Raw genomic sequence first — 23920 nt, 5'->3', positions numbered from 1 at the left:
GATGCCGCGGAGGGGGACCCCGCGGTGACGCTTGTGGTTCGGTACGGGGTGGGTGTGGCTGCCGTGGGGGCCGGGCGTCTGCCCCGTTGAAGACGGACGGGCAAGGAGTCGCGATCCTGCCTGAGGGGAGCCTTTCGGTGGCTATCCGCTCACTCACGTTCGCGGCTCAATTTGCGGCTTCCCCTGCTTTTCGGGGGCGGGGTCGGGGGACCCCGCGCGGACCTGGGGGTCCGCCGTCCCACTTGGGGGTTTGCGGGGTGGGGCTTGGGCGGGATCGAGGGCGGGGTCGGGGGACCCCGCGCCGACCAGGGGGTCCGCCCTCCTATCGAGAGGTTGGCCTCTCACTGGGCGGACTGGGTGGTGCTGTTATTTGGGTAGGGCGAAGGCTACGTAGCTGCCTTGGATGGGCTTTTGGGTTGCGGGCGTCAGGCCCTCCTGGGCTGCGGCACAGAAGACTACGTACTCGCGGCCTTCGGCTTCGTAGACCGCGGCCATGCCTTCCAGGGCGGCTCCTACTTCGGCTTCCCACAAGATCTTGCCGTTGTCGACATCCAGGGCGTGCACCTTCTTGTCCCTTGTGCCCGCGAAGATGAGGCCTCCGGCGGTCACTACGGGGCCTACCTTGGGGTAGTGCGAGCCGGTGTCGTGGATGCCCTTGGCCGCAAGTTCGGGCACCTCGCCCAGCGGGATCTTCCACTTGATGGTGCCTTCGTTCAAGTCGTAGGCGGTCAGCGACGACCATGGCGGTTTGATGGGCGAGAGGCCCTGGCTGTCGAGCATGAAGCCGAAGCCGCTGTAGTAGCGGACCATCTCCGCTTCGGGGGTAGGCGCCTTGCGCGGTTCGCCCTTGGGCTCCAGTTTGAGCATGGCGGGGAGGTCCTTGGAGACGACGTAGAGAAGGCCTTGCGACGGGTTGACGGCGGCTCCGCTCCAGTTGGCTCCGCCGTTGTTGCCGGGCATCTGGATGGTGTTGCGCTTGCCGGGCGGGGTGAAGAGGCCTTCGTTGCGGGCGCTGAGGATCTCGTCCTTGAACTTAGCTCGGTCTTCGGGGGTGAGGTAGGGACTGAGGTCGTCGACGGTGAACTTCTGGCGCGAGAAGGGCGGCGGCTTGGTGGGGAAGGGCTGGGTGGGCCAGGTGGTCTCGCCGGTCATGTCGGTCTGGGGGACGGGGCGCTCCTCGATGGGCCAGATGGGCTCTCCGGTGACGCGGTTGAAGACCCAGACGAAACCCTGTTTGGTGACCTGGGCGACGATGTCGACGATCTTGCCGTTGTGGTGGATGGTGAGGAGCTTGGGCGCGGTGGCGTCGTCGTAGTCCCAGATGTCGTGGTGGACCATCTGGAAGTGCCAGAGGCGTTTGCCGGTGCGGGCGTCGAGGGCGAGGAGGCAGTCGCCGAAGAGGTTGGCGCCGGCGCGGTCGGCTCCATAGAAGTTGTATTTGGCGCTGGCGGTGGGGGCGTAGAGGATGCCGCGCCGGACATCGAGGGACATCTCGCCCCAGACGTTGGCTCCGCCGACGGTTTTCCAGGCTTCCTTGGGCCAGGTCTCGTAGCCGGCCTCGCCGGGGTGGGGGATGGTGTGGAAGGTCCAGACGAGCTTGCCGGTGCGGACATCGAAGGCGCGGATGTCGCCGGGGGCGGAACCGTAGCCCTGGTTGGTGGCGGAGCCGAGGATGAGGAGGTCCTCGAAGACGCGGCCCGGGGTGGTGGACTGGACGAGGGCGAGCGATTCGGGGTCGCGGCCGAGTCCTTGTTTGAGATCGACGCTGCCGTGGGTGCCGAAGGTGTCGATGGGCTGGCCGGTGCGGGCATCGATGGCGCGGAGGCGGTGGTTGCTGGCGAAGAGGAGGCGGCGGTCGGAGCGGTCTTTGCTCTCCCAGTAGTTGAGGCCGCGGTTGGTGATGATTTTGGTGTCGGGTTCGGGGGTGTAGGTCCAGAGTTCGGCGCCGTTGACGGGGTCGAGGGCGACGATGCAGTTCTTCTTGGCCATGACGTACATGCGGCCGTCGGCGATGAGGGGGTTGAAGAAGTACTTGCTGCCGTCGCCGGTCTTGTAGGTCCAGGCGGGCTTGAGTTTGGCGACGTTGGCGCGGTCGATCTGCTTGAGATCGGAGTACTGGGCGGCGTCGGGGGCTCCGCCGTAGTCACGCCAGGTGCTGTGGGTCTGGGCGAGGAGCGGGAGCGAGAGGAGCAGGGCTCCGCGAAGGAAAAGAGAGAGCAACAGCGGATCTCCAGAGTGGGATGGCCGGCGGGACCAAGGCCGCCGGAGGTATGGGGGTATCTTATCGTGGTCGGGGCGGGGCCGGGTGGAGGTGGATGGGTTTGATTGCTCAAATTCTGCTGGTGTGCGGGTTTTGTTGGTGGTTCCACGGACCTGCGGTCCAATGCTCGGTGTAGTAGGGTGTTTGCCGCAGGTTTCTTCGCACGAGCCGGAGACGCCACCGCAGGAGTCTTCCGACGGAATATTCCGATGCGGCGGGTTGGGTTGCGGCGGGCCCTGGGCAATGCCCACGGGGATGCTGGCGGGGCCGATGGCGGTGTCGGGGCAGACTGCTCGAATGGGTTTGTTCGCTCAGATTTTGCTGATGGGCGGGTTTGGTTGGTGTTGCGGCGGGGCCTGGGCAATGCCCAGGGGGATGCTGCGGGGGCGGGTTGGGACATGGCGGGGCTTCCTAATTGGCGGCCTCTGGATTGGTCGCGGGCGGACCGGCGGCCAGATGAGATTCCAACTGGGCGCTGGCCCGCTGCTGGCGGTACCGGCGCCGGCGGAGACGGGTGATGAGCAGACGGTCTTCCCTTGGGAAGAGGAGCCACGCCCGGCGGTTGCGTTGCTCCAGAGTCAGGACTGGCGTGCCTGGCCCGAAATCCCGCCAGTCCCGTTGCCGCTGATTGGCAAAGATTGCGGACTCGCGGCGCTCGGAGGCTCGGATCTCCTTTTGCAGGAATTCCAGGCGCAGGGCTAGCGCGGTGCCGTCCGTCAGGTTGAACACACCGGGGATGGCCGGGGCTGAGGGCGCGGGCGGCGCGGCGACATGCCCGGTCGGGCGGCCAGCGCTTCCAACTGGCGTTCCCGTGCGGTCCGGACTTTTGCAGAACTGATCCATTGCTGTTTCTCCGCAACCAGCATAGTCCTGGGGGACCAAGCGGACGGGGTGGCTGGTGATATTAAGTTGTTGATTTGATGGCAGATCATTTTTCCGATTTGCGCGTGATGAAGATTTGCTTATGCGGCATTTTGTGGTTTTTCCGGGTGGGTCTGCGGGCGGAGGGCTTCCGGGAAGTGATTCCGATGGCTCTGTATGGGCTGGGGTGGGGTTGCGTCTGGGGAGTCTGCTTGGGCCGCGGCCTCGGTGGCTGGGTGTGTGCCGCTGGGGGGGATGCGGTTGCTGCCGCGGCCTGAGCCGTGGCCCGCTAGGTTGAAGACGTGTTCGCAATGGGTCTTGAGACTGTCTGAGTGGGGCCTTTTGGTGGCTATCCGCTCACTCACGGGTCTGTGAAGAAATCAAAAACGCGCAATCAAGCCCCATGCAGGGGGCACGGAAACCATTGGGCGACCCGCTGCGATCGCGCCCAGAGCCTTTGGCGAGGCCATTCTCGCGTGCATTTTTGACCGTTTTGGCGAAGCGGGATGTTTTCACAAACCCTCACGTTCGCGGTGCTATTTCGGCTTCGGCCGCTTTGGCGGATCGGCGGGCCCTGGTGATTCGGTGGCGTTTGGGTCCGTTTGATCTCCTGCTCCTGGGTGGCTGGGCGGCTTGGGGCTTTGGTGCGGGCGTATCGGGGGCTCGTCCATCGTGGAATGCATCGGCTCGCGCCGACCTGCGCATGGATGCCGCCAATCGAAGAGAAGCCAGGCAGGGCGGTGGTACACGCAGATTCCTTTCATGGAAGGATTCGCGTGCTGTAGGCGCACCACGGGTCCGCCGCCCTGCCCGGGCCTGCATCCTGTGAATTCGTCCGCTCTCCTGGCATGAAGAGGCGTGCGTCTCCTAATCGGATCGCAGCATGGCCATGGGATCGATGCGGACTGCCCGGATGATCGCCGGCAGCGCGGCGAAGAGCGCCACGGCGGAGATGATGATTGCTGGCGGCGCGAGCGCACCCAGATCCGTGGGCTTGACCTCGAAGAGCAAGGCCTCGACGAACCTTGCAGAGATGATCCCCAGGGCCAGGCCCAGCAGGGCTCCCCCCGCCACGGCCCGGAAGACGTCCTGGATGACGCATTGCGCGATATCGACGGAATGAGCCCCAATGGCAATACGGATGCCGAGTTCACGACGACGCTGGATTACCGAATAGTCGAGAACGCCGTAGAGGCCAACACCCGCCAGCACCAAAGCAACCAGGCCAAAGAACAACGCCAGCAGAGAGAGTAGCCGTTCGCGGACCAGATGCTGTTCGACCAGAGCTGTCTGTGTCCGCAGATTGCTGACGCGAAATCCGGCTCGCGCTCGCTGCACGGCGAGCCGCAGGGCCGTTGCCATTGTCATCGGGTTTTGACTGGAGGTGCGGAGGATAAACGAAGCCCGGCCATAGTTGCCGCTGAACGGGAAATAAGCCGCCGGCTGCATGGCCTCACGCATATCTCGATAGCGGGTATTGCCGATCAGACCCACGATCCGGTAAGGGACGCGGAGCCCCTCGACAGCGACGACATCGAAGGAGTTTCCGACGGGGTCCCGGCCACCGAAATACTGGCGGGCGAATGCCTGGTTGACCACCGCCGCCCCAGACAGAAAGTCGTCTTCGCGAAAATCCCGTCCCGCGAGCAACGGGATGTGCATGAGTTTCCGCCAGCCGGGGTCGACTCTGAGGAAGTAAGAGGCAACCGGTGAGGGAGGGGCTTTATTGACGGAGATGAGTCCGTCCCAAACGCCGCCAGTCATGAGCGGCCATTCACACAATGCGACCGCTTCGACACCAGGCACAGTCCGGAGTTGCGCGGCGACCTGATTCCAGACCATGTATGGTTGGGGCTGCGATGTTACCGTCTCCACGGTGAGGAGGCGTTCTTGTGAGAAGCCGGTTTGCTGATGAGTGAGGCGTTCGGAAGTGACAAGGAAGAGTCCAGCCCCGAAAAGCACGAGCACACAGAAAGCCACCTGGGAGGCGATCAACATCTGCATCATGCGAGGCCGGAGTTGTGCACTGCCACCTCGCAGGGCGAATGCAGGCTTGACCGCGGAAGCGCGGAAAGCCGGGTAGAGGCCAAAGAGCAGAGTGCACGTGAGAGCCAGGGCCGCACCGAATCCGACCACCCGCCAGTCCGCGGGCAGTATCAGGCGAACCGGATTATCCGGTGTGCTGATCATGCCCGCCACGACAGGCGCGGCCCACGAGGCGAAGCAGGCGCCGAAGACCGCGGCAAAGAGTGCAAGCCAGAGGCATTCCATCACAACCAACTGCACCAACCGCCCACGCCCGGCACCGATGGCAACCCGCAGGGCCATTTCGCGATGGCGCGCCATTGCCTGTGCGGTCATCAGATTGGCCACATTCGCGCAAGAGATGAGAAGCACGAGCAAAACGAGCACACCGAGGACCAGGAGAGCTTTCCCGTACCCCTGCTGCAATCCGGAAACCCCGGCGGCGGCGGAGTTCAGTACCAATGCCTGGTTGAGGTAGGCGTTCTTTTCCTGTTCGGGCACTCCGGCGGAGGCCGCTGCCCGCTCTTCCAGGAACGCCCGAAAGGGCGGACGGAGTTTCTCCTGGACCAACGCCAAAGGGACGCCCGGCTTCAGGTGGACGAAGGTCCGAAACCACTCGTAGTCCGAACGGACGATCGCATTGTTCTTCATCATCATTGTGGGCACAAAGATGTCCGTGACGATGCCCGGCTCAGTGCCAGTGAAAGGTCCCTCGGCCACTCCGACAATCTGATAAAACTCATTGCCCGCGCGAAAGGTCCGCCCTACTACGGCCGGATCCGCTCCGAAGCGCCGCGTCCAATATTCGAAAGAGAGAACCGCGTAGGGGTGTGCCCGAGGAGTGAGATCGTCGTTTTCCGTCAGGAGCCGTCCAACGGCTGCGCGGATACCAAACGACTGGAAGATCCACCCAGAGACATATTGCTGATAGGCCTTCTCGGTCTCTTCATCCGACCCATAGGTGATGTCGATGCGACCGCTGGTCGACACAGCGATCAAATCGGCCTGGTCTTTCACAGCTCTCCGCATTTGCCGGAACATCGGGTAGGCACAGCGGTCGCTGGTAGAATCCTTGCCCTCGCGGCCGGCGAGTTCCCGGGATATGGCGTAGAGCCTTTCCGGCGCAGCGACCGGCAGTGGCCTCCATAGCAACGCATCCATGAGGCGGAAAGCAGCGGAGCAGGACCCAATGGCAAGAGCGAGAGAGAGAATTGCGGCAGCCGAGGTTACCTTGCGCTTGAGGAGTTGCCGCCAACCGAAAACGGCATCAGCGCACAGCGAATCGAGCCAAGGAAGGAGCCGGACATCGCGGCTCGACTCCCTGTGAGAGAGCACCGACCCGAACGCGCGGCGAGCCTCTTCAGGATCCCGGCCTTCCCGAAGTGCCTCCGCGATGTGCGATTGCAACTCTTCGTCGATGTCCCGGTGAAGCCTTTCCGTCCGGAACACATTGGAGATGCGAGACCACAACGACATGATTACACCGTCCTCAATACTCGATTCACCGCTGAGATCACTGTGTGCCAACGTGATTCCTCAAGGGCCAACTGTTTCTCCCCCGCGGCGGTGACCTCGTAGATGCGCGCGCGGTGCCCGGTCTCCTTTGTGGTCCATTCGGCACGAATCCACTGGTTCTCTTCCATACGATGGAGGGCGGGATAGAGAGAACCCTCGTCGGCGCGTAGCACCTCACCGGAGAATTCCCTGATGGCCGACATAATGGCGTAGCCGTGGAGGTGCGGCCGCCTCGACAGAATCTTGAGAACCAGGAGATCGAGGGAGCCCTGCAAGGAGTCGGGTTTAGCCATGGGTTTGACGCTCGATATTGAGACGTCTGAGTATCGCATACGTTTGCAGGATTGTGAAGCATCGCTTTGCCAGGTGGCCGACTTCGCCCCCTGGTGAGTTCCGCTGCTGACGAAGAACGAAAAGGACCGTGGTGAGGCCGAATGGCGCGCCGGCCGATCGACGGGCATGCAGTCTTCTGTCGAAGGGGCGGTGATTGGATTGTGTGCGCTTCGAGCGAGTGGGGACGCCTGCGTTGAAGACGCGCCGACACTGGGTCGCCCGGGTGGGGTCGTTGGAGCCTTTTGGTGGCTATCCGCTCACTCATGTTCGCGGCTCCGTTTGGGGGCGGCTCCGTTGGGGGGCGGGTTGGGTTTGCAGCTTGGGGGCCTGGATGTTATCTTCGGGTCAAGGCGTGCGAGGCGCCTCCTGTCCGCGGAAAGGACTGAGTCCACTCGTTGGCGTTCGAGACCGATACGAACTTTCTTTCGGCCTGCACTAGCGGACATCAGGCATAGCGAAAGGACGTTCGTTTATGCAGAGATCTCTCCCGGCTCAACCGAGCCTGATTCAACTGAAACACCAGGCCAAGGACCTGCTGAAGGAATTTCGCGGCGGCACGCCGGAGGCCCTGGCGCGGTTTCACGAGCAGCATCCCCAGGGCGGCGGACTGGAGGCGGCGACGCTGAGCGACGCTCAATTGGTGATCGCCCGGGAGTATGGGTTTTCGAGCTGGCCCAAGCTGAAGCAGCACGTCGAATTGCAGACCGAGGTCGAGGCGCGGGTTTCGCAACTGCAGGCCGAGTTTGCGGCTGGAGACGCGCAGGTCAAGCTGCGGCTGCTGCAGCCGGCGCACGCCCGGGAACGCTTCGAGAATTATGATCCGCGGGCGGCCTCGCTGTCCCACCGGGACGCTCGGCTGCTGGTGGCCAATGCGGAGGGGTACGCGTACTGGGAGAAGTACGACAGCTATCTGCATCTGGATCCGGATGTGCGGGCGGCGATTGCCGCGGTGCGGAGCGGGGATCTCGCTCAGCTACAGGAGATCCTGCGTTCGGATCCGGCGGCGGCGAACCGGCATTGGGTGGCGGGCTTCGCGGCTCCGCAGCCACCTCCTAACGATTCGATTCCGCTGTTCTGTGTTTCCGAAGCGGTGTTCCGCGGGACGAACCGGCGAGGGAACGAGTACGAGCTGACGCGGGCCCTGATTGCGTCTGGTGCGGAGGTCGAGGTGGATGGCGGGCAGCCGTTGACGTCGGCGGTCAGCTTCGGCGTGCTGCGCGTGGTGGAGGCGCTGCTGGATGGCGGCGCCCAGGTGGATGGCGTGGATGGGGATGGGCTGCCGATGGGGTACGCGATGCACTTTGCGTTCCAGGAGGTGGCTGAATTGCTGGCGGCGCGAGGGGCTCGACTCGACTTGCGATTTGGGGCGGGGCTGGGCCGGATGGATGTGGTGCGCGGCTGGTTCGAGGCGGATGGATCGTTGAAGCCGGGGGCGGGTGCGCTGGCGGATCCGTATGGGCTGGAGCGGAAGCTGAAAGGCCTGTCACCGTTCCAGTGTGAGCGGACTCGGGCGAACGTGCTGAGCCAGGCGCTGTACTTTGCCTGCGTGAATAACCGACTGGAGGCGGCTGAGTATTTGCTGGGGCAGGGCGCGGAGATCAATGCGATTGTGCCGGGGTTGGATTCCCGGGTGACGGTGCTGCACCGGATGGCGACGATGGAGCGGTATGGGGAGGTGGTGGTGCGGTTTTTGTTGGAGAACGGGGCGGATGTGGGCGTGCGGGATCTGGATTATCGGGGGACGGCGGCGGATTGGGCCCGGCATCATCGGCGGGGGGAGATGGTGCGGTTGCTGGGGGCGTGGGGGCGATGAGGCCCTGCCGAAAGGTTTGGGGGATTCGTTGCTACTGCGTTGATCGGAGCACTTAGCCCTTGCCTCCGACAATCGAATGGGGTTGAGGCACCTGAGCGATCGCGGCGGTGTCAGAATACTCGATTGGCGATGCCTTCATCTGACCAGCGAACAGGATCCGGACGATGACCTCAGGTGGTTTGCGTTGGTCCGCCGCTGTTCTGTTTTCGTTTCTGATTTACTTAGTGCCGCCGATTACCCACCGGCGGCCTTTCATCATTCAGCTGATATACGATTTCGGAGGCCTCGATCCTTTTGCGGAGGGACGGCGCTCATTCCTCATCGAAGTGCCGGGAGGATTCGAAGGGTTGCTTCTGCCAGCGGTGCTCGGCGTAATCCTGGCAACGCAGGTCTCCGCCGCCTTGGTCGTGCACCAACTTCTCCGCCGCCAGTTCCGGACTGCAGTCTTAGGCATCGCAGTACTGAGTCTCACCAGTCCCATTGTCATCGCGGTTGCCTGCCAGTCGATTCTTCTGATGTCGTTTCGAGTCGCTGAGCCAGCATTCACACGGCTGCATCGACCTGCTCCGGAACGGGCAGCGTGGGAGGAAGAATGTCATGTCGCCAACTTTGAAATAGCTCCATTCCTGTACATACCACCTTACGGCTCATTGACCACTTACGGCCAAGTGTGGGTTCGGCATCGCCGTGATCATACCTTCGCAGTCCTTAGCATGCCTGGCTGCAGTGTTCGCGAAGCCGGACTCAGCATCAGACAGGTTTCGGAGACCCAGTTCTATGGCGCAACAGGCGGGGCAGCGATATTTGTCCGCGATCCTGGGGAGGGTATGGCACCGAACTTCAAGGAGTGGTGGTACGTGCCAGCACCGAACTCCACCCCTCGCTTGATCTCACCCCCACACGGCGCGGACGCCTCGCGGCCGGCTCTTTCCGCAAATGGTGAGTGGGTTGGCTGGATGATTGAGTCACCTTCGAGCGGCCCAGCACAGGTGGCCCTCAAAGACATGCGTACTGGCGAGATGTTGAGTATCAATTCGAAGGAGTTCAGTCCGGACCGATTCTGGTTGCTCGGGATTGACACGGATGCAAGGTCAGTAATCGTTGCTCGAAAGGGGTATCGAGATGCGGTGGTTGTGGGCTTCGACGGTGCGTTGCGACTCGGCCCGATTGCAATCGGAAACCCGGAGGATCCTGAGAGTGTCGTCCAGCGCGTTTTGCTACGTCAAGGCGGCTGGATCGGTTGGTACGGGTTGCCCGTCTGCAATATGGTTGAATGGCACTTACCCCAAGGAAGTGGCCGGCACCGCGTCGAGAGCGGGACTCAAATCAACTCGGTGGACCTCAGCCCCAACGGGCGTCTCATCGCTATCGGCACGGATGGAGATTACCCGGGCAGTGCAATCGAATCGTCAGCAGTGGTCCTGGACGCTGTCACGGGCGAAGAGTTGTTTCGGAAGTACTTTCCTCGCCGATGCTGGGTGAAGGCCGCCTTTCTCGGCAACGAGTATTTGGCCTATTCCTCTAGTCCCCACAATTTCGGCATCGGCGGAGCAGCCTTTGAAGTGGTGAAGATAAGCCGATAAACTCCTCTCTCGCGCCAATGTAGGACGTTTGGGGGCTTCATCTGATAGCGAATGCCAAGTGATTCCCTTGGTGGAGAGAAGCAAGTATGGCCGAGTTCGCGGGCAACCACACAGATGGGACCGGATTGTGCGCCCGCAGCCGGGCCACTACTGTTTGGGGCTGGAGCGCATTCGCCAGAAATCCAGATCCGGCGCCGCAAATTCATCTGACACCCAACTCATGGCCGGCTCCACGCGCAGGAGCCGCTGCTCGCGCACGAGCATCGTCTCCGAGACCGTCTTGGCGGCAGGACTGTCGACCCCGCGCCCGCTCGCCTCACGCCGCGATAGCCCTTCATCCAGGATTCGTAGCGAAGCCATCGGCGCCAAGAGCAGGAAGGTCCCCGAGGGCGCCCCGGCCAGCACCTGATAGGCCATATCGGGGCGGTCCAGGTTCATCGTGTCGAACGCATTGCGCCGGTATCCGGCCACCGTCGCAAATCCGTTCTCCATCCCGGGCCGCATGCGGTAAATGGTGATGTGCACATAGCGCGCCCGCGCCAGAGCTTTTAAAGCCTGGTCCGGCCGGTAACTGGCGTCCGGACGATAGATCGCCACCATCGCCTTGCTGGGCCCTAAAATCTCGTCGGCGACAAACCCGCTGTCGCCGTTGCCCGCGCGCGGCCCGTCCACCGGATTCAGGCGTTTGTCCAACTCCTCGATGCTGGCAAAGGAGTCGTGGGCTTCCAGCGCCCAAGCCTCGGAGACGCCGGTCAGGGTTGTCAGTCCCCACACGTTCAGCGGCGCCTGCAGTTCCGCATAGGGCCGCATTGGCCGCGCGTCGCCGCCCGCGCGCCTCACCAGTTGCAGCAGTTGCGGCGGTTCCCCGCCATTCTGGGCGAACGAGCAGGTCAGGCAGACGCAGGCGAGTACAGGCAGTCTCATGGCTAACCCATAAGACGCACGGTGCTGCCGATTCGTGGAGTCTACCGCGCCTTTTTGGCGATCAATTTTCAAGGATTTGCCACTCCGCTCGCGGTTTGCCTGCAATGGCCGGGTGGGCGCCGTCGCACTACCTGGCCAGCCTGGGCGGAAGTGGGGCGGCGGGCCTTCCGCCGCAGATGGCTTTGGCCGTTCCATGTGCCGTGGAGTAGAGAGGGGAGGAGAGGAGAGGAATCAGCCGGTCCGTACAGCGCCGGCTCGAAATCGGAAGGAGCGGTGCATGAGCCGATGGGCCCCGCACAGCCGGACGATCGGCGTCGATGGGGCGGCGCGAATGGGGGGCCTGAGCCCCCCGCCCGCCGGTATTACTAGGCCCGCCTGCGCCGCAGCCAAACCAAACCCGCGAAGCCCAAGCCCAACAGGGAAACCGTGCCTGGCTCCGGAACCGCCGCCGTGCCCAGCGAGTAGTTCACGTTGCCCGCCAACGTCCGCGACGTGAATAAACTGCCACTGAACGCGACATCGCCGATCATCGCTGTGTCACTAAACAGGCTCAAATCCACATTGCTCCAGGTCGTCGTCGGCGGTGCCTGGAAATTCCCGTTGTAGTAGATCCCGTTTAGAAAGCTGGTCGATTGCAAATACACCGCCAGAGTCTGTCCCGCCCCGATCGTAATCCCGGTTGTCAGCGTCAGTGGGGCCAAAGTCGCCGTCGTGCCCGGCGTGTTGGCGACCACCGTCTGTGTCAGGGTCCAGCCTGCGTTGCTATTTTCAAACCCAGTATATGTACCGGGTCGTGTGTAAACCTCCACCGGAGATGTACCCGGTGCCGCTCCATCAAAGAACAGATCGAAGCTCGTCACTGTGATCGCGGAACCTGCGGCAGTGATCGCCATGAAAATGCCGCCAGCTCCGTTATTCGCCACAGAGGCGGCGTTCAGAGTTGCTCCGTAGCTCAAGCCAGGGACAACCAGGGTTGCCAACAGAAATACAGCTTTCAAAATTGGATCTCCTCCTCTTTTTCATCCCCAGGGGATCAGTCGAGTATACACGGAACACTCATTGCAACCTCGTGCTTGCAACAGTTTATTTATGGGGCAAGGGTCCAACTGGGGTGAGGATCGGTCCGGGCAGTGCCGGTCCGCGGCGGAATGGGGGCCGCCGGCGCCGGCTCGTCCCGCCCGATCCGAAAGATGGGCGTCGATGGGCGTGCGGCACGAATCAGGAGGGGGCAGAGTCCTTGTGCTGTGGAACGGAGAGGGATGGAGTGGACCAAGCCAGTCCGGGCCGCTGTTTCCGGTCTTGCCGTGATTGCCTCGCTTTGCGCCTTCCAACGGCCGTTTCGTGAGTTTCCCGGTGTTGAGTATAGTCCCGGAGAGATTCCGCTACCTGCCGACCACCAGGAGAAGACGGAGTTTGCGTTTGCCCGGCTGATGTTTCCCGGCGGCGGGGTGGACGACGGGTACTACCCGCGCTACCAGGGCGACTACCGACTGGGGCTGTCGCTGTGGACGCAGGACTACCCGCGGGCGGACCGGCATTTTTCGCTTGCTGTGCGGCGGTTGACGCGGATTCATACGCGGTCGGTCGAGCAGGTGGTGGACCTGGATTCGAACGACGTCTACAACTGGCCGTGGATTTATGCCGTGCAGGTGGGGGAGTGGGGTCTGACCCAGAAAGAGGCGCTGGTGTTGCGGGAATACCTGTTGCGCGGCGGTTTCTTCATGGCCGACGACCTGCATGGCCAGTATGAATGGGACCTCTTTGCGCGGACCATGAAGATGGCATTTCCAGACCGGCCGATTGTGGATATCGAGGATGGGGACGCGGCTTTCCACACGGTGTATGACCTGGACGAGCGATATCAGTTGCCGGGCTGGGCGCACTTGCGGCAGGGTTATAAGCGGCCGATTCATGCGCTGGGGCCGGAGGATGGAAAGGGTGCGCACTGGCGGGGGATCTACGACGACCGAGGGCGGCTGATGGTGGCGATTTCGTATAACTCGGATGTGGGGGATGCGTGGGAGTGGGCGGATGAGCCGCAGTATCCGGAGCGGTGCGCGGATCTGGCGATCCGGCTGGGGATTAATTATATTGCTTATGCGATGACGCACTGAGGGGGGCGGGTGGCGACAAGTGGCATTCGCGATCCCGAACCGAATGCACTCAGCACGGGATAGAGCTTTGAACTCCAGGATTTCCTGGGAGCAGGATCCGATCCAGCAAAGATGTTTTTCCGGCGTGAGGGGCGAGTTGCCCGGAGACATCAACAGTTCCTATTCAGGCGGCATGGAAAGTCTTGCCTCGCGCCTGCAGTACCTGCGTGAGGAGCTCACGGACTGAGCTGAGCTGGTCATCCGAGAAGAAACGCTTGGGAACTGAAAAAAAGCAGGTCTTGGTCGTATAGATTACGAACTGGCGTTGGAGCTCAACCGCGCTGTGGACGTTGTTCCAGGACATCGCTAACTGTACCGATGGGCGTATGATCTGGAACTGTTTATCGTCAAAGTCATACTCTCCTTCCTCGAAGAGATGCGGAGTGGACTTTATCTGCTTTCTGATTGAGATTCGAGGCGATAGTAGCAGAAATGCGACGTAGGATGAGCCCAAGACGGTGACCCCCACGGCGTTCTCGCGTTGACCCAACGCAAAAGAGGCGATTCCCGTTAGGATCAGGAAGCACCCTAGGCCGAACATGAACTTAATCGCATGTGATCGCCGCCATGTGGTGTACCGGGCAGCCTCCCGCAATTCCGATTCATTTGGAGCACCACAAACCGATAGACTTGTCATTTATTGCCTCGTTGCATTGTACTGCAGCGCCTGCGGCAGGAGGACCTGCATAGAATGCCAGTTCTTCGGGCGCCCTTCAGTATGTCCCTGAGTATTGCACCTGCGCATCAGATTGATCTTGGCGACGTGAGACCGCCGCTCCGCAGGAGTTCAGTTCACCGCATCTATTTGAACTGAGGTGCCCCCACAAGTGCCAGCGCCAGCATCAGACTTCGTGAGGATTAGCCTGTCGCCCTGAGCCTTCGAGCTGACGTGAACAAGCATATCGACGAAGGCGAAATCTCGATTGCTGGCTCCGCCCTCGACCCGCAACACGTACTGACCGTCTCGCAACGGGTCGAAGACGAAGTTACCGTCCGCGTCAGACTTCGTCTTCAACACCACCCCAGTCAATGGATTCTGAATTATCACTGTCGATCCGCGAATGGGACGCTTGACCCTGTGGACCTGGTTCCACAGAGGGGATTCTCCGGTTCCTGGCTGAGAATCGACCAGAGTGCCGGCCACCCTGCGAGTGGGGGTCCCGAAGCGACCCCATTCATAGCTGGCACGCCGCTTTGCAAATACGGAAACATCCTGGGCGATGTGAAAGCAGTGATAGGCGGCATTGATACCCAGGAACTCTACCTCCATCCAGTACTCTCCTGGCGCGAGCTTGCTGACGCGCAGGGTCCCGTCAGCGTCCGTGGCGCCTGAGAACCTGAGGTCGCCGTTGGACATGATTCTCACTGTCCCGCCACGCAAGGGCTTCCGCTCGTACTTCAGCTGGACCGTGAAGCTGCTAGAAAACGCTGGGCCGCCGTCTATGCACGCGACCAGGGAACAGGCCCATCCCGAGCTTGGGAGCATTACGAGAAAAGCCACCAGTGCCTTCAACATCGAGTTTCCGAAATGATCTGCAGCTTCACCATCCATCATAGGTGTGTCTACGGAAACGCGGCTGAGCGGGTATCAACAGAGCGGAGTCAGACCGAGTCGGCACGTGCGGACCAGGATTCGATAGTCGTCTGGTGCGAGCAACTCCGGATTCTTCGCTGGGTGGTCGGAATGGATCTGCAGTCGGAGCCGCTGGAGCACTTCCCACGTCCCGACCTGCGGATTGTGGAAGGCCTGCACGAGAGGGCACTGGCTCCGGTGGCGAGGGTGATGCCTTGGGATGTCCGGGTCGAGCGAGAGAAGGCGGAGGGGTATTACGCGCGCCTTTTGGCCGAGTTTCAAGCCCGCCAATTGCTACCCGCGGATCCAGAGATGGAGGCTTGGTCCAGCACCTTGTTGGCGCAGTACGCCGGTTCGTCCACCGACTATCTGGCGGGCACGAAGACGGTCAGCGAACTCGAGGAGCCAGAGCTTCGCCTGCTGGCGGAGACGGTTATCGCGAGAGTGCAATACGCCAAGTACCTTGAACTGCAGTTGAGCCACGGCGAGGTGATTCCGTTTGGCTACTGGCTGCAACGGGGTGTTCCGGATTAGGCGAGGGACCCGGTGGGCTTGGGGTGGGGGCGGGCGGGGTTGGCGGGATGGCGGGGTTGCGGGCGATCACGGGGGCGGGTCCGAGTAGCCCGTCGCTGACGCTCTGGGACTGGGCGGGGGTGGGCCGGGTCGGACGGGTGGACGGGTCCGGATGCAGGCCCTCGCTTCCTAAGTCCACACTGTTTGCGGAGTTGGGGGCGGCTCGGGGGGATGGCCGGGAGGACGCGGTGGGGTGGGCCCTGCGGGCGATATTCGGACGGAGGGTCCCTGGCGGTGTGGGACCGGTAAAGTGGGGGGCTTTGGAGAGTCGAGAGAAGCGGAAGAAGCGGGGCTGAAGCCCCTTGTTTGTGTTTCTGGTGAGGATGGCGGGGGTTGGGAAGAACGGCTTTTTCGCTGGTTGGTTGGAGGCTTGGCGTTGCTCCCCCGCTCCTTTTAGTCGCGGCTCTGTACGCGGTTCTGAACGCGAGTTCCGGTGGTTGGCGGGTGGGACACGCATGCAAGACGCGCGCGGCACGGGCGGCGCTCTGGTGTTTGAGCTGGGGATTTTCGGTGGGCTATCCGCTCATTTACATTCGCGGCTCAATTCGCGGCGCGATTCGCGGGGATGGGCGGCGACCTGATGTTTGAGCTGGGGATTTTCGTTGGGCTATCCGCTCATTTACATTCGCGGCTCAATTCGCGGCGCGATTCGCAGCTCGATTCGCGGGGATGGGCGGCGACCTGGTGTTTGAGCTGGGGATTTTCGTTGGACTATCCGCTCACTCACGTTCGCGGCTCCGTTTGCGGCGCGAGGTGCGGGGGGTGGGCGGCTGGAACTGATGGGGGGCGGGTGGAGTCTAATCGCGGCGGAGGGTCAGAATTGCTCGAACTCCGCAGCCTTACCAAACGATTCAGCGGGATTCCCGCTGTCGACGATGTCAGCTTCACTGCCCTGCCCGGCCAGGTTACGGGGTATCTCGGGCCGAATGGCAGCGGGAAATCCACTACCGTGAAGATGATTACCGGCCTGCTGGAACCCAGTGAGGGGCACGTGTTGTGGCAGGGCACCGATGTGCGCGCCGATCTGACGGCCTTCCAGGCTCAACTGGGCTATGTCCCGGAGGAGCCGTACCTCTATCCGCATTTGACCGGCGCCGAATACCTGGAGTTGACCGGCGAATTGCGCCTGATCCCGCGCCAGCGGTTGTGGCTGAAGATTGAAGCCTTCCTGCGCGAGTTTGGCCTGTGGGAGGACCGCTATACCGCCATCGCCTCGTATTCGAAGGGCATGCGGCAGAAGATCCTGCTGGCGGCCGCGCTGTTGCACGACCCGGCGCTGGTGATCCTGGACGAGCCGTTTTCCGGGTTGGACGTGCATTCCGCGCTGGTGCTGCGGCGGCTGATCCAGACGCTGGCGGAGTCGGGCAAGACGGTGCTGTTCAGCTCGCACGAACTGGAGACGGTGGAACGCGTCTGCTCGCGCGTCGTCATCCTGCACAAGGGCAAGGCCGTGGCGAACGACTCCGTAGAGAATCTGCGCGGCCTGATGGAACTGCCGACACTCGAGGCGATCTTCACGCAACTGGCCCTGCGCCAGGATCCGGACGAGATGGCCCAGCGCCTGGCGGAGGCGATGCGGCAATGAGCCGGCCCACCACACGCACGGAGCAGATCCGCTTCAACCGGCTGGTGCGGCATTTCGTCCACCGCTTCGTGGATCACGAACTGGTGGCGGCGGGCGGCGAACTGCACCAGGTGTTTGTCACCGCGTTCGGCCTGTTGGGCGGCTTCGGATTCACGTTGACGCTGATCCTGTTCCTGCGCCACACGTTCCTGCCGGACAAGCTCTCGGCGGCGGTGAGGAACGCGATCATCACCTCGGACCAGATGACGCTGCTGCTGCTGGTGATGGCGGGGACCGGGTTCTTTGTCGTGCTGGGCTGGGATGCGCTGTTTACGGACCGGCGGGATGCCTTTATCCTCGGCTCCCTGCCGATTCCCACGCGCACGATCTTCGAGGCCAAGCTCTACGCCATCCTGCTGTACTTCTTCCTGCTGGTGACGGCGATGCAGATCTGTTCGGCCGTGCTGCTGCCGGCGGTGATGTTCCAACAGAGCGTCTTCCGCGGCATTGCCGTGCAGGCCGCGGTGCTGACGTCGTCGGCCGCGTTTGTCTTCTTCGGAGCGATGGCCCTGCAGGGTCTGCTGCTGCTGGTGCTGAGCTACTCCCGGTTCCGTCAGGTGTCGGCGGTACTGCAGATCGGCACGCTGCTGGCGTCGTTCGGGGTGGTGTTCCTCACTCCGGGCCTGAAGGCCGCGGTCAGCGGCGCGGTGAACTGGACGCACTGGCTGCCGGCCTACTGGTTCCTGGCGCTGTGGCAGTCGCTAATGAACCAGCCGCCGTTGCTGGAGAGCGGGCTGGCGGCCCGGGCGGTTTGGGGCACCACGGGCGCCGCCACGGTGGCGTTTGTCGCTTTCGCCTGGGGGTATCGCCGGGCGATGCGCAAAGCCGTGGAGGGGCAGGAGGAAGCTCCGGCCGGTCCGGGCCCGGTGCACCATGCGGTGCGAAAACTGCTGAATGCCACGCTGCTGCGGGATCAGCGGGAGAGCGCGGTGTTCTGGTTCACGTGGAGAACGATTTCGCGGCATCGCGGACACCGGCTGCTGCTGGCCGTCTACATCGGGCTGGGGCTCTCGTGGGTGTTGACGGAGGCTTCCAACATGACGCGCTCCGGTTTCACCGCGAGCACCTTGCGGGTGGATCCCGTGACGTGCACGATCCCGCTGGATCTCGCGTTCTTCCTGCTGGCGGGGCTGCGGGTGTTGTTCACGCTGCCGGTGGAGTTGCGGGCCAACTGGATGTTCCGGCTGACGGTGGGCGAAAAGACTCCGGCGGTGGAGGCCGGCACGCGGAAGTTTCTGATCTGCGCCGGGATCCTGCCGATCGCGCTGCTGGCGCTGCCCGCCTATGCGCAGGCATGGGGCTGGGTGAATGCGCTGATCCACACGTGGTTCTACCTGCTGGAGACCACGCTGTTGCTGGAGATCCTGATGCGGCAATTCCACAAGATCCCATTCACGTGCTCGTGGCTGCCGGGCAAGGCCAACCTGAAGGTGCGGCTGGGGGCCTACTTCATCCTGTTCGGCTTCACTTCTTCGATGGCCGGGGTGCTGGAGTCCCAGATCCTGCTGCAACACTCGCCGCGGAGCGCCGCGGTTTTCAGCGCTATCCTGCTGGGGACCCTGGCCTGGCTGCGATGGCGCAGGCACCAGGCTTTCCAGGAGCCGTGGGCGATCACCTTTGAAGAGTCGCCGGACCTGGCGGTGAGCGGGCTGAACCTGGTCCGCTGAGGCGAGCGGCGGACCTGCGGAGGGAGCGGGTCCGGAATCAGCACGGGGAGGCCGGAATCCGTTAGCCTGGAAGCAGGTACGTAACCGATTCCTATGTTCTCCCAAGCGTTCGATTCCTTCTGGGGGGCAGTGTCCTCAGCCCCCGACAAACCGCTGGACAGTGCTGGGTTTGGCTCCGACCCGGCGCAGTTGGAGGCCCTGCTGGCCCAGAGCCGCCAGGCCAAGTTTTCGCAGTTTGGAAACACTGTCTTCCCGGTCTCGCCGTTGTATGTCACCAGCATCTGCAAGGAGAAGTGCACCTACTGCAACTACCGGGCGGGCAGCAGCGATCCGGGCCTGAAGCGCGTGCGGCTGTCCGATGACGACCTGGCGCGGGAAGTGGAGTTCCTGGTGGAGACCGAGGGGCTGCGCGCGGTGGAACTGGTCTATGCGAGCGACCCCCTGCTGACGCACGCCGACATCGTGCGGCATATTGCGTTGACGCGGAGGATTGTCGAGCGGCATGGAGGGCACACGGTGGGCCTGAGCGCGGAGCCGATGAGCGTCGACGAGTACCGGGCGCTGAAGGACGTGGGCCTCACGTTTTCAGTGGTTTGGCAGGAGACCTACGATCCCGTGCGGTATGCTGAGCTGCATCCCGGGACGCACATCAAGTCCGATTTCGGGTACCGGCTGGACAGTTTTGACCGGATGATCCAGGCGGAGCTGGAAGGCGTGGGGTACGGGGTATTGAGCGGCCTGGCGGACTGGCGGCGCGACTGGTCGATGCTGCTGCGGCATCAGCAATGGCTGCGGGACACCTATGGGCGCGGCTGCAACATCCTGGGCGTGCCGCGGCTGAAGGCCGCTCCGGGCTCCACTTTCCGGGAGTTCTCCTACGCTCCGACGGACGATGAGTTTCTCGCGCTGCTCGCGCTGCACAATGTGCGTTTCCCGGATGTTCGCCCCTTTGTGAGCACCCGCGAGGAGTTTGCCCTGTGCCTGCGGATGGCTGAGGGCGGCGGCTGCCTGTTCACGCTGGACTGTTCCACCGTGCCGGGCGGCTATACGCTGCCGAATCATGGGGCCCAGTTTGTCACGGGGAATTATGCCGCTCCGCGCTTTGCGCCGCTGGTGGAGGCTACGGGGCTGAAGTTGGACTGGTACTGGAATTCGCACCTGGCCGAGATGGAACTGGCGCGCAAGGCCTGACGGATTCTGTCAGGAGCGCGGGTTCAGCAGGCCGGATTCGAGGGTGAGGTGGTAGAACGACTCTACCTGGGGTGCGTCGATGGCGAGGGCGTCCAAGTTCTGGCGGAACAGCGCCTCGCCGGCCGGAGCGCGGGCAGCGAGGCCGGCCATGCGGTTGTGCAAGGCGTGTTCCTCGGCCTGTTCGGCCCGTAGTTCGGCGTAGAGCAGGAGGCGCTTGATGGGACCGCGCAGGTCTTCGTTCAGCCGGGGCTCCTTGCTGATCTGCTTGCGCAGGGCGCGGATGGGCTGAACGGCGGTTTCGCGAATGGTGGCGGTGTGCTGCTGGAGGTCGGCCCAAAGGGCGGAGTCGATGGAGTAGCCGGCGCGAGCGGCCCAGGCAGCCAGCAGGAGGCAGTTGACGTTGGCTCCGGCGGAGTTCTGCAGGTGGAGGCAGACCTCGCGCATGCCGGCGTGGGAGTAGAGCCGGAGGCAGAACTGCAGGAAGGCGGGCGCGTCGTGTTTCACGGGTGCTGGCGGCAGGGCGCAAAGGGCTCGAACGGCATGCCCCACGAGCGTCTGACGGCGGTCCAAGCGCCTCGCCTGTGGTGCGTCATAGAAGCTTTGCTGCCTGCATGGTTTCGGTACGGGACTCCCGTCACGATGGCCGGGATTCATCGTCATTGTAACGGGGATCGGAGCGGAACTGCGCGCGGGACGGCCAGTCTCAGCGGTAGTAACGAACCCAGAACCTACACAGCAGGTCCGCTTCGGCGGCGATCATTTCCCGGCTACCTTTCCGTCGCGTGTGATCGGGAGTAGACCCCGCGGCAGGGTGATGAGGGCCGCTGGCGCTCCAATAAAACCGCCGCATCCGACTTCCTCATCGCATCCAGGCTTTCGCAAGCGGGTTGCGGTGAAGAAAGTGCCGTAGGCAATGCCCCATTCGTCCTTCACCTCGACAGATCCGGCGTACTTGAGTCCGCTGCCATCCGTTTTGAAGCGTGGTGATCTGTGCATGCCGAGGGTAGTACTCCCGCCGATCAGCGACAACTTCTGCGCGAGTACAGCCTCGTCGAACTTTGGCCATGAGGAAGGCGGCTTGAGCATCCCCTCCTCCCAGGCATTCATGATGTACACCTGGTTCGGCCAAACGCCGCCTTCAGAGGATACAGGCCGGTCGCATCGATCTTCCACCAGGAAACAATTGTGGTCGATGAGACTGGCTCCACAATCGATGCGGCCCACGATGGCGACGGGCTTGCCGATGAGCTGCTTCCAATTGGCCAGGGCTTCGCAGACCGTGAGGGGCTTCACGTTGTTGTTGGTCGTGTCAGGAATGGGGCGAGCCGGACTACTGGGTGTGGACTGGGCGAGGGAGGCGACCGGCAGCAAGGCGAAGCAAAGGGCGGCGATCGTGTGGGATCCGATCACGTCCGTCATCATACTCCGCGTACCGAGCGTCGCGCCGCCAGGTTCTACGGCGCAGTCTGTAAAACCTGCCCGGCACTTCATCGCAATGAGAACGGTTGCTATGCTCAACTCGAGTGAACGAAAGCAGCACGAGCATGGCCGTTCGTTGGGAAGTCTTGAAGGGACTGCCGGGGGACGGCCCAATTCCCTGCCACTTCCATCCCAGGCACCCATCACCTTTGGCCGAGGGCTTGGTCGTGCGATTCTGGAAAGCCGATGGAAGTTCATGGGTGGGCAACTTCCAGGGTTTACAGGACTGGAGCGCAAAGGTCGCGCTTTGGCCGGAAGCCGGTTCTATTGCCGTCCTCGCAATGGATAGCTTTTACCTTGTGGACGCAGGCCGTCCGGACAGCTATGTTACTCTCGATTCGCAAAATCTAGTTGACGACATTATTCTGGAGGAGGAACACGGGATGCGCTTCGTTGCCACCTCGACGAGTATTCTTGCTTTCGGGAAGGACAGGCGCCAGATCTGGACCCAAAGCGATCTTGGTGGCTATGATGCCCAACTGACTCAGTGTGCAAAAGGTCTTTTGACCATCGAAGTGGAGGAAGAGCTGGGAGGAGCCAGGAAGACAATTCTACTCTCGGCGAAGGACGGCGTTATTCTGTAATGGGCTTGGACGCTTGTGTTCGATGTAATTGCATACAAGAGGGCCGCGCAGCGTGTCATCCTCTCCCCGAACTCTTGCGATTTGACGAAGACGGTGAACCGCACCTGGCGTCGGAGCAAGGCATCAGCGAATCGCAGTGGGCGATGCACGACCAGTGGTGCAAAGCTGCCTGTCCGCACGTGGATGGTTACATTGTGTCGAAGCGTCTCGGAAATGTCAGTTCTATCGCGCACGTCAGGGCGTACATCGAGCTACTGCCCCCCACTTATTTCCCCCTCCTTCGGGAGAGAGTGGTCTACTCCGGAACGCACTGTGGTGATTCAATTTCGCCTGGAGACGCCGCAATATTGGCGAAAGAAATTCGGCTGTTGCTCGAAAGCGCATCCGACCCTTGCGTGAAGGAGTTTGCGGTCGACCTGATCGAACTTGCCGAAGCAAGCGTGGCGACTGGAAACCCCATCATTTTCTGACCGCGTTCGATAGGGCGGAGGCGGGAGATGTGCCTGGCTGGCAGGGGCGCACGCTCGGGCGTTGCCTCCTGTCTTCAATGAGAGCGGACAGTTCCAAGGCCTCAGAACCGTCATTGAAAGCAAACGGTGTCGGGCCTATAGATGGGCCGGTTGACGTTGGGGCCTCTCATTTCATCAATATAATCACGATATGATCAGACTCCGCGGGCCGTTGGGCATGTTGGCATGGTTTGTCTTTTCAGCCTGCATACATGCTCAACCTTCGGCGCAGGCGAAGTGGATTCAGCGACTCCTGCCGCCCGAGGCCCGAATCATCGAGACCGCCGACGTGAAGACGAGCAAAGGACAGCCAAGAAGCCTCGTCTTGTGGATGTTGCACCCGACGAAGATTAGAAGAGACAGGGAAGACTTGACCTGTATCGATGATGTGTACGGAGACCACTGGTATGGACCAACCAGGCTGAGCCTGTTGGATGCAGGGCGCAAGTCCCTGATTAACACCATTGAAGTGCAGGATCTACTGATGACCGACGGTGAATCAGGTGATGCATTTGCCATCCCCTTCCTCGTCTCGAAAGTCGCATATGAGGTTCCTCGCGTTGACCGCCAGGGGGAAGGAGCGCCGCTCATCCTGAGCCTGAGGGACTTGACGGGAGAGGGTGTCGCGGGACAGTTCGTGCTGGCGAGTTTTATGGCATGCGGCATCACAGGAACCAGCGTGTTCGGATACAGCAGCAGGAGAGATCAGGCGGCTCAGTATCAGGTGGAGATCATCGAAGAAGGCAAGAAGCCCGAACTCGCCTGGTGGGCTCCCAAGATCTTCCACGCTCAACCCGTTCGCCCTGGCAAATGGGATTATACCTGGAAGCCTGGACACGGCTGCGATTGCGCTATTCACGAGCAGGTTGAGTTTGACCGGATGAGGCAGGTTTTCGTCGCTCAAAGGCAGGTCACTCCTGACGCGAGCTTGGTGGTGCCCAAGTCGAGAGAGCATTGAAGGTCGAACGAACGACCTGGAGAGCTGCTTGGCGAGCCGCGTAGACGGAAAGTGCAATCGATCGGGAGCGTCAGCCGGGAGGGTTGCGAGTGGGCGTCGTTACCAGGCGAAGTGATTCGTCAGGACGCCCACGCGGAATCAACTGGAAATACTGGCGGAGGAAGAGGGATTCGAACCCCCGAGCGAGTCACCCCGCTAACGGTTTTCAAGACCGCCGCCTTCAACCACTCGGCCATTCCTCCTCCTCCAATTTACGTTGTTTCGCCCTGCCGGCGCAATTTTGCCCCGCCCAGGA

The 23920-nt window shown here is 62.3% G+C and carries 20 protein-coding genes and 1 tRNA gene; 10 read left to right on the top strand and 11 right to left on the bottom strand.

Annotation, left to right across the window (positions count from 1 at the left end; all coding sequences use genetic code 11):
* Nucleotides 1–366: 366 nt before the first annotated feature.
* The 4 genes from IRI77_RS32580 to IRI77_RS32565 form a co-directional block, all read right to left on the bottom strand.
* A complete protein-coding gene (locus IRI77_RS32580; RefSeq protein ID WP_228486439.1) occupies nt 367–2220 on the bottom strand; it encodes a pyrroloquinoline quinone-dependent dehydrogenase in 1854 nt (617 codons plus the stop codon).
* 451 nt (nt 2221–2671) lie between these two features.
* Nucleotides 2672–3103 (bottom strand): hypothetical protein, encoded by a 432-nt coding sequence (locus tag IRI77_RS32575; RefSeq protein WP_194449113.1) that lies wholly within the window; start codon nt 3101–3103, stop codon nt 2672–2674.
* A gap of 885 nt (nt 3104–3988) precedes the next feature.
* Nucleotides 3989–6622, bottom strand: coding sequence for an ADOP family duplicated permease (locus IRI77_RS32570; RefSeq protein ID WP_194449112.1), 2634 nt, complete (start codon nt 6620–6622; stop codon nt 3989–3991).
* A gap of 2 nt (nt 6623–6624) precedes the next feature.
* Entirely contained in the window at nt 6625–6954 is a 330-nt protein-coding gene (locus IRI77_RS32565) for a PadR family transcriptional regulator (RefSeq protein ID WP_194449111.1), read from the bottom strand.
* 512 nt (nt 6955–7466) lie between these two features.
* Between IRI77_RS32565 and IRI77_RS32560 the strand changes: the two genes are divergently transcribed.
* Entirely contained in the window at nt 7467–8807 is a 1341-nt protein-coding gene (locus IRI77_RS32560) for an ankyrin repeat domain-containing protein (RefSeq protein WP_194449110.1), read from the top strand.
* A 164-nt stretch (nt 8808–8971) separates the two neighbouring features.
* Entirely contained in the window at nt 8972–10390 is a 1419-nt protein-coding gene (locus IRI77_RS32555; protein WP_194449109.1) for a hypothetical protein, read from the top strand.
* A 147-nt stretch (nt 10391–10537) separates the two neighbouring features.
* On the opposite strand, the gene IRI77_RS32550 is transcribed toward IRI77_RS32555, so the two are convergent.
* Together IRI77_RS32550 and IRI77_RS32545 are read right to left on the bottom strand one after the other, a co-directional pair.
* A complete protein-coding gene (locus tag IRI77_RS32550) occupies nt 10538–11314 on the bottom strand; it encodes a hypothetical protein (RefSeq protein WP_194449108.1) in 777 nt (258 codons plus the stop codon).
* Nucleotides 11315–11679: 365 nt separating this feature from the next.
* A complete protein-coding gene (locus IRI77_RS32545; RefSeq protein ID WP_194449107.1) occupies nt 11680–12312 on the bottom strand; it encodes a PEP-CTERM sorting domain-containing protein in 633 nt (210 codons plus the stop codon).
* Nucleotides 12313–12573: 261 nt separating this feature from the next.
* Here IRI77_RS32545 and IRI77_RS32540 point away from each other — a divergent pair, with 261 nt between their 5' ends.
* Nucleotides 12574–13428 carry a DUF4159 domain-containing protein gene (locus IRI77_RS32540; protein ID WP_194449106.1) on the top strand — a complete coding sequence of 285 codons (855 nt, stop codon included), beginning with the start codon at nt 12574–12576 and terminating at the stop codon, nt 13426–13428.
* A gap of 163 nt (nt 13429–13591) precedes the next feature.
* Here the strand turns inward: IRI77_RS32540 and IRI77_RS38765 are convergent, their stop codons facing one another.
* The gene (locus IRI77_RS38765; protein WP_407674126.1) at nt 13592–14008 is read right to left on the bottom strand and encodes a YcxB family protein; all 417 of its coding nucleotides are present in this window, start codon (nt 14006–14008) and stop codon (nt 13592–13594) included.
* A 246-nt stretch (nt 14009–14254) separates the two neighbouring features.
* The gene (locus tag IRI77_RS32530; RefSeq protein WP_194449104.1) at nt 14255–14983 is read right to left on the bottom strand and encodes an MSCRAMM family protein; all 729 of its coding nucleotides are present in this window, start codon (nt 14981–14983) and stop codon (nt 14255–14257) included.
* 168 nt (nt 14984–15151) lie between these two features.
* Here IRI77_RS32530 and IRI77_RS32525 point away from each other — a divergent pair, with 168 nt between their 5' ends.
* The 4 genes from IRI77_RS32525 to IRI77_RS32510 all read left to right on the top strand — a co-directional run bounded on the left by IRI77_RS32525 (nt 15152) and on the right by IRI77_RS32510 (nt 20095).
* Nucleotides 15152–15574 carry a hypothetical protein gene (locus tag IRI77_RS32525; protein WP_194449103.1) on the top strand — a complete coding sequence of 141 codons (423 nt, stop codon included), beginning with the start codon at nt 15152–15154 and terminating at the stop codon, nt 15572–15574.
* A gap of 859 nt (nt 15575–16433) precedes the next feature.
* Complete coding sequence (locus tag IRI77_RS32520; RefSeq protein WP_194449102.1) at nt 16434–17198, top strand: ABC transporter ATP-binding protein; 765 nt, start codon at nt 16434–16436, stop codon at nt 17196–17198.
* Complete coding sequence (locus IRI77_RS32515) at nt 17195–18904, top strand: hypothetical protein (protein ID WP_194449101.1); 1710 nt, start codon at nt 17195–17197, stop codon at nt 18902–18904. The genes IRI77_RS32520 and IRI77_RS32515 overlap by 4 nt, the downstream gene beginning before the upstream one ends.
* 129 nt (nt 18905–19033) lie before the next feature.
* Nucleotides 19034–20095 (top strand): radical SAM protein, encoded by a 1062-nt coding sequence (locus IRI77_RS32510; protein WP_194449100.1) that lies wholly within the window; start codon nt 19034–19036, stop codon nt 20093–20095.
* Nucleotides 20096–20104: 9 nt separating this feature from the next.
* Here the strand turns inward: IRI77_RS32510 and IRI77_RS32505 are convergent, their stop codons facing one another.
* Complete coding sequence (locus IRI77_RS32505) at nt 20105–20665, bottom strand: TIGR02444 family protein (protein WP_194449099.1); 561 nt, start codon at nt 20663–20665, stop codon at nt 20105–20107.
* A gap of 186 nt (nt 20666–20851) precedes the next feature.
* A complete protein-coding gene (locus tag IRI77_RS32500; RefSeq protein WP_194449098.1) occupies nt 20852–21517 on the bottom strand; it encodes a hypothetical protein in 666 nt (221 codons plus the stop codon).
* A gap of 224 nt (nt 21518–21741) precedes the next feature.
* On the opposite strand from IRI77_RS32500, the gene IRI77_RS32495 reads away from it, so the two are divergent.
* The 3 genes from IRI77_RS32495 to IRI77_RS32490 all read left to right on the top strand — a co-directional run bounded on the left by IRI77_RS32495 (nt 21742) and on the right by IRI77_RS32490 (nt 23625).
* Nucleotides 21742–22158, top strand: a complete 417-nt coding sequence (locus tag IRI77_RS32495) for a hypothetical protein (RefSeq protein WP_194449097.1) — start codon at nt 21742–21744, stop codon at nt 22156–22158.
* A 347-nt stretch (nt 22159–22505) separates the two neighbouring features.
* Nucleotides 22506–22628, top strand: coding sequence for a hypothetical protein (locus tag IRI77_RS38440; RefSeq protein WP_267239357.1), 123 nt, complete (start codon nt 22506–22508; stop codon nt 22626–22628).
* A gap of 190 nt (nt 22629–22818) precedes the next feature.
* Nucleotides 22819–23625, top strand: a complete 807-nt coding sequence (locus IRI77_RS32490) for a hypothetical protein (protein WP_194449096.1) — start codon at nt 22819–22821, stop codon at nt 23623–23625.
* A 152-nt stretch (nt 23626–23777) separates the two neighbouring features.
* On the opposite strand, the gene IRI77_RS32485 is transcribed toward IRI77_RS32490, so the two are convergent.
* A tRNA-Ser gene (locus IRI77_RS32485) sits at nt 23778–23867 on the bottom strand.
* Nucleotides 23868–23920 lie beyond the last annotated feature (53 nt).

Origin of the sequence: Paludibaculum fermentans, assembly GCF_015277775.1 — a bacterium.
Taxonomy (GTDB): domain Bacteria; phylum Acidobacteriota; class Terriglobia; order Bryobacterales; family Bryobacteraceae; genus Paludibaculum; species Paludibaculum fermentans.
This window is presented reverse-complemented; position numbering and strand designations above follow the sequence as displayed.